Below are 5,207 nucleotides of genomic sequence, written 5' to 3' on the forward strand. Positions count from 1 at the left end.
GTTGAGCGTTGAGCGTTGAGCGTTGAGCGTTGAGCGTTGAGCGTTGAGCGTTGAGCGTTGAGCGTTGAGCGTTGAGCGTTCAGCGTTGAGCGTTCAGCGTGGGGCGCAGCCGTGACACACTCACGCCAAACGCCAAACGCCAAACGCCAAACGCCAAACGCCAAACGCCAAACGCCAAACGCTCAACGCCCAACCATGTACACCACCCTCCTCTCCGCCGAACAGTTGCAGGACCTGATGCGCAGCAAGGCGCGCCTCATGGTGTTCGACTGCAGCTTCGACCTGACGGACCACGCGGCCGGCGAGAAGCAGTACCTGCAGGCCCACATCCCGGGTGCGGTGTACGCGCACCTGGAGCACGCGCTGTCGGATCCGCCGCTGCCGGATGCCGGCGGCAACCTGCGGCCGCATGCCGACGCGGCGTCGGGCGGCCGCCATCCGCTGCCCAGCCGCGAGAAATTCGCCATGTGGCTGTCGCGCGTGGGCTTTGCCAATGACATGCAGGCGGTGGTCTACGATCGCAACGGCAACAACTACTGCGGCCGGCTGTGGTGGATGCTCAAGTGGGTGGGCCACGAGGCGGTGGCCGTGCTCGATGGCGGGCTGCAGGCCTGGCAGGCCGCCGGCGGCGAAGTGCGGGCCGGCCCCGAGCCCTCGCACTTCCAGGCCAATTTCGAGCCGCGCCGGCCCCTGCGCCGCCTGGTGGGCACCCAGGAGGTCGCCCGCGCGCTCGGCGAGCCCTCGCTGACGCTGATCGACGCCCGCGCAGGGGCGCGCTACCGCGGCGAGGTGGAGCCGCTCGACCCCGTGGCCGGCCACATTCCCGGCGCGCTGAACCGCCCCTTCGCCGCCAACCTGGGCCCGGACGGCCGCTTCAAGCCGGCGCCGCAGCTGCGCGCGGAATTCGAGGAGCTGCTGCAGGGCCGCGATCCGGCCACCGTGGTGCACCACTGCGGCAGCGGCGTGAGCGCCGTGCCGAACCTGATCGCCATGGAAGTCGCCGGCTTCGCCCCCACGGGCCTCTACGCCGGCAGCTGGAGCGAGTGGTGCCGCACGCCGGGACTGCCGGTGGCGAAGGGCTGAGCGCCGGCCGCGCATCCAAGCAAAACGCCAGCCCGCGGGCTGGCGTTTCTCCTTCGGGCAGGGCGGCTTCAGTGCCGGTTGCCGACCGAGCTCTGGGTCGTGGTGTTGGGACTGCCATCGAGCGCGGTACCGCCCGCGCCCATCGCCGTCCCGCTGCCGGCCGGGGAGCTCGCGGCCAGGGCCGCGTTGTCGGTGCCGAGGCCGCCATCGAGGCCCTGGCCCGGCATGGCCTGCTGGCTCGCACCGGCCGTGCCGGTGCCGCTGGCGCCGACGACCGCGTCGCCGCCGGAGGAACCCGGATGCGGCTGCGAGCCGGCGATGCCGGAAGGCCCGCCGGGCGGGCTGTCCGGCGCCGCGGGCCGCACGACTTCCGCCGTGTTGCCGCTGCCCGGACTGCCCGGCGCATTCGCGTTCGTGTCGACCTGCTTGCTGCAGGCCCCCAGCGCCAGCGCGCAGGCAGCCGCCACGATCGCGATGGTGCCGGACGCGCGTGCCATCACTGGGTCGTGGTGGTGTTGCTGGGCATGCTGGACGACGGGCTCATGTCGGTGCTGGAGCCCGGCGTGGTGGTCGTGCTGCTGGCGGAGCCCGTGGTGCCCATGTCGGTGCTCGTGCCCGGCGTCGTGGTGCTGCCCGCGCCCATCGAGGTGCCGCTGCCGGTCGTGGTGTCGGTGCTGGGCGGCATCGTGCTGGCGGTGCTGCTGCTGGTGTCGCTCGGCGTGGTGGTCGTCGAGGGCTCGGTGCTCGAGGTGGTGGACGACGAGCTGGTGCCTTCGTCGTTCTTGCTGCACGCGCTCAGCGACAGGGCAGCCATCAGGGCCAGGGCAGCGCATTGCGCGATCGGAGACTTGATCATCAGGGAACTCCTTGAGGGGTTGTTTCGATGTGACTCGAGAGAGGCATGACAGCGTTCCCGCTGCCTGCGGCTCACTTTAGTGGGGGGTGGCCCGCCCCATGTCGTCTGGCACTGTCGAAGGCTGTAGGACTAGGCACGGCCGTGGCAGGCATTTTCACAAGCGTTACGTCGCGGAACTCAGGCGGGGGGCGAACGCCATGGCATCTGCCCGCAGCGCTTCGGGCGCCGCACGCAATTCGTCGCGGCGCGCGCTGATCGCGCGGCCGAGCGTCTGCAGGTCGAGTTGCGCCGCCAGCGCGCGGTTGAACACCAGCTCGCGCTGGGCGCGCACGTGCTGCTCGAACGAGCGGGCCAGCAGGGCCATGCGGGTCTCGTGCAGCGCGTCCGCGGGCGCGGTGCAGAGGATGCTGGCGATGTGCGCGCGCTGCCGCACGTGCAGCTCCTCGGTGTCCTCGCCCAGCTGCGGATCGCGGAGTGCCTCGCGCATGGCGGGGTGGAACAGTTCCTCCTCCAGCTTGGCGTGCAGCGTGAGCTCCAGGCAGATCTCCTCGGCCAGCGCGCGCCGCTGCAGCGGTGCGGCGTTGCCGCGCACCAGCTCGTGCCAGGACTGCAGCAGCGCGTGCATCGCGAGGTGGTCGGCGTCGAGCAGGTCGATCGCGTCCGGCGTCTTCTTCTTGCGCATGCTGCGCCCCTTCAGGGCTTGCCGCTGGTTTCGGCCTTGGTCTTGGCGAACTGCTTCATCACCGGGGCCGCCGGCGAGCCGCGGTTGCCGCCGGTGGGCTGCGGCTGCAGCTGCTTCGCGTCCTGCTCCTGCCGGGGAGCGCGTGCCGCGCGGGGGCTGCCGCTGCGGCCCGAAGGGGATTTGGGTGGAGTGCTCATGGTCGCCTCCACTGTAGGCAGCAGCGAGCCGTCCAGCCTGTAGTCGGCTGCGGCTCGCGGATGTAGGAAGGGGGTGCGAAGCGGCGCTCTACAGCCGCCCCAGTGCCGCCATCAGTGCCTTGCGCACCGTCGGGAACTGGTGGACGTCGCTGTGGCCGGCGCCCGTCACGCGCACCAGCTCCGCCGAGCGCATGGCGCTGCACAGCGTTTCGCTGTGGTGGATCGGGATCAGTTCGTCCTTCTCGCCGTGGATCAGCATCACCGGGCCGAGCAGCTTGGCGGCATGCTCCAGCGTGTGCAGCGGATAGCGCAGCACCTGCACCGGCACCCACGGATAGAGCTCCGCGGCCAGTGCCTTCATGCTGCTGTAGGGCGACACGAGCAGCGTCAGGTCCGGCGCGTGGCCGTCCGAGCACAGCCGGGCCGCCAGCCCCGCCGCCAGGCCGGTGCCGAGCGACTGGCCGGAGATCACCACGCGCTTGCCGGCATACCTCGGCGCCACGTGGTTCCACACGGCCTCGACGTCGGCGCGCAGTTGCAGCTCGCTCTCGATCTCGCCGCCACTCTTGCCGAAGCCGCGGTAGTCGAACATCACCACGTCGAAGTTGGCCTGCCGGAACGCGTCGAGGTCCACGAACCACTTCTTCAGGTTGCCGGAGTTGCCGTGCAGGAAGAAGAACACGCCGCGCGGGTCCGGCAGCCGCAGGTGGGCGCACGAGAGCCGCGCGCCGGGCACGTCGACGAGGAACTCGGAGGTGTCCGGATCATGGCAGATCGGCTCGTCGGGCGGCAGCTTGTCGGGCTCGAACAGCAGCCGCTCCTGGCGGAAGTAGAGCCAGCCCACCGCGCCGGCGTAGAGGGCCCCGATGGCCAGCAGGACCGCGGCGGAGAACAGGGCGTAGACCATGTTGCCTCCGCCGCGCAGCGTCTTACCGACGACGTTTGGCATCGGGATCGCTCGGTCCGTTGCGGTCGGACATGCCGGCGTTCGGCGCGCCCAGGTCGCCCGCGTCGCTCGGGTTCTTCTCGTTCCAGGTGCGGCCGGCGCCGGTGACCTTGCCGCGCGGATGGACCATGTCGGTGCCGTCGTCGAAGTCCAGCGTGCCGCCGGCCGAGGCGCGCTCGTCGGCCGCGCCGGTGTCGCGCTCGTTGACGCCGGAGGGCGCCACCAGGTCCGGCTGGCGGTCGCTGGTCACGCCGACCTTGCCCGGGCCGTCGCCGCGGTAGTCCTGCGCGGAGGGCGATTCGGTGGTCAGCGGCATGCCCTTCTCGTCGCCGGCGCGGGGGCGGTCGCCCAGGCGGCCGCCGGTGTCCGGCGCGTCGCCGGTGCCTTGCGACGAGGCCTGTCCGCCGGTGACCTTGCGGCCGACGTCGGGAGAGGGGCGGTCCTGGTCCTTGCGCGGAATCCCGTCTCGGGATTGTTCCTGGTTGGGCATGGCGGACTCCTTTGCTGCTGTCAGGGGCAGGCGCGTGGCCTGCATGCCATCAGTGTTGACCATCCCTCCACGGCCGACCTGTCGGGTTTGCCCGGGGTCTTGCGTAGGAGGCTGGCGCGGCGCGCGTCAGGCGACGGCAGGGCCGGGGGCGGCCGTCAGGATTCCCGGTAGAGGGCGTGCAGCCGCTCCCGTTCCCGCGGACCGAGCGCCAGCCCCGTGCGGAAATAGGCCTCCAGCGAGCCGTAGGAGCGGTCGACCTCCTCGAAGGCGGCGCGCAGGAACTCCGGCTGCACCCGCCACAGCACCACCATGGCCTCGCGCGAGAGGCCCAGGCGCGACTCCTGCGGCAGCACCAGGCGCTCGTTGGTGAGCAGGTAGTCGTGCATCACCTCCTCGTCGCTGGCGCCCACGGCCTTCAGCAGCAGGGCGGCGGCGAAGCCGGTGCGGTCCTTGCCGGCGGTGCAGTGGAAGACGGTGGGCTCGCCGGAGGCCAGCAGGTGGGCGAAGAAGTCCGCGAAGCGCGCGGTGTTGTGGCGCACGAATCCGCGGTAGGTGTCCTGCATGTGCGCGGTGATGTCAGCCGGCGACAGCCGCTGGCCGGCCGCGAGCAGCGCGCCGAGCTTCTGCACGATGGTGGGCTCGATCGGCAGCGAGTGCACGGCCACGCCGGGCAGCCGGCACACCGCCGCAGCGCGTTCCTGCACGCCGCGGAAGTCGAGCACGCGGGTGATGCCCAGGGCAGCGATCTCGCGCGCGTCAGCGTCGTCGAGCGCGCCGAGGTGGTCGGAGCGGTACAGGTTGCGCAGCGCGCCGCCCGCCTCGCGGGCGCCGACGCGGCGGAAGTTGGCGACGGTCGGGATGTTGATCCGGGACGACATGGGGGGCAGGTTCTGGTTCTCGGTCTGGTCTTCCTGGAGTATGTCGCGGATGCCATCTTCGTCCGCCGCTTCGCG

8 protein-coding genes are annotated in these 5,207 nt (G+C 71.3%); 2 read left to right on the top strand and 6 right to left on the bottom strand.

Annotated features, from left to right (window positions below; genetic code table 11):
- Positions 1-195: 195 nt before the first annotated feature.
- Positions 196-1,083, top strand: coding sequence for a sulfurtransferase (locus VFM98_RS21000; RefSeq protein WP_325111837.1), 888 nt, complete (start codon positions 196-198; stop codon positions 1,081-1,083).
- Between the two features lie 68 nt (positions 1,084-1,151).
- Here VFM98_RS21000 and VFM98_RS21005 read toward each other — a convergent pair whose 3' ends face one another.
- Complete coding sequence (locus VFM98_RS21005; RefSeq protein WP_325111838.1) at positions 1,152-1,580, bottom strand: hypothetical protein; 429 nt, start codon at positions 1,578-1,580, stop codon at positions 1,152-1,154.
- 9 nt (positions 1,581-1,589) lie between these two features.
- On the opposite strand from VFM98_RS21005, the gene VFM98_RS21010 reads away from it, so the two are divergent.
- The gene (locus tag VFM98_RS21010; RefSeq protein WP_325111839.1) at positions 1,590-1,988 is read left to right on the top strand and encodes a hypothetical protein; all 399 of its coding nucleotides are present in this window, start codon (positions 1,590-1,592) and stop codon (positions 1,986-1,988) included.
- A gap of 114 nt (positions 1,989-2,102) precedes the next feature.
- Here the strand turns inward: VFM98_RS21010 and VFM98_RS21015 are convergent, their stop codons facing one another.
- From VFM98_RS21015 to VFM98_RS21035, 5 genes are all read right to left on the bottom strand, one after another.
- Positions 2,103-2,621, bottom strand: coding sequence for a hemerythrin domain-containing protein (locus tag VFM98_RS21015; protein WP_325111840.1), 519 nt, complete (start codon positions 2,619-2,621; stop codon positions 2,103-2,105).
- Between the two features lie 11 nt (positions 2,622-2,632).
- Positions 2,633-2,818, bottom strand: coding sequence for a hypothetical protein (locus VFM98_RS21020; RefSeq protein ID WP_325111841.1), 186 nt, complete (start codon positions 2,816-2,818; stop codon positions 2,633-2,635).
- An 88-nt stretch (positions 2,819-2,906) separates the two neighbouring features.
- Positions 2,907-3,767, bottom strand: coding sequence for an alpha/beta hydrolase (locus VFM98_RS21025; protein WP_325111842.1), 861 nt, complete (start codon positions 3,765-3,767; stop codon positions 2,907-2,909).
- Complete coding sequence (locus VFM98_RS21030) at positions 3,748-4,254, bottom strand: hypothetical protein (RefSeq protein ID WP_325111843.1); 507 nt, start codon at positions 4,252-4,254, stop codon at positions 3,748-3,750. The genes VFM98_RS21025 and VFM98_RS21030 overlap by 20 nt, the downstream gene beginning before the upstream one ends.
- 155 nt (positions 4,255-4,409) lie before the next feature.
- Positions 4,410-5,207 (bottom strand): tyrosine-protein phosphatase (locus VFM98_RS21035; protein WP_325111844.1); only part of this gene is annotated, 798 nt, incomplete at its 5' end.

Origin of the sequence: Ramlibacter sp., from assembly GCF_035706265.1 — a bacterium.
GTDB lineage: Bacteria > Pseudomonadota > Gammaproteobacteria > Burkholderiales > Burkholderiaceae_C > Ramlibacter.

Coding starts and splice junctions, on each gene's coding strand:
- VFM98_RS21000 (WP_325111837.1), top strand. CDS start 196: ATGTACACCACCCTCCTCTCCGCCGAACAGTTGCAGGACCTGATGCGC.
- VFM98_RS21005 (WP_325111838.1), bottom strand. CDS start 1,580: ATGGCACGCGCGTCCGGCACCATCGCGATCGTGGCGGCTGCCTGCGCG.
- VFM98_RS21015 (WP_325111840.1), bottom strand. CDS start 2,621: ATGCGCAAGAAGAAGACGCCGGACGCGATCGACCTGCTCGACGCCGAC.
- VFM98_RS21020 (WP_325111841.1), bottom strand. CDS start 2,818: ATGAGCACTCCACCCAAATCCCCTTCGGGCCGCAGCGGCAGCCCCCGC.
- VFM98_RS21025 (WP_325111842.1), bottom strand. CDS start 3,767: ATGCCAAACGTCGTCGGTAAGACGCTGCGCGGCGGAGGCAACATGGTC.
- VFM98_RS21030 (WP_325111843.1), bottom strand. CDS start 4,254: ATGCCCAACCAGGAACAATCCCGAGACGGGATTCCGCGCAAGGACCAG.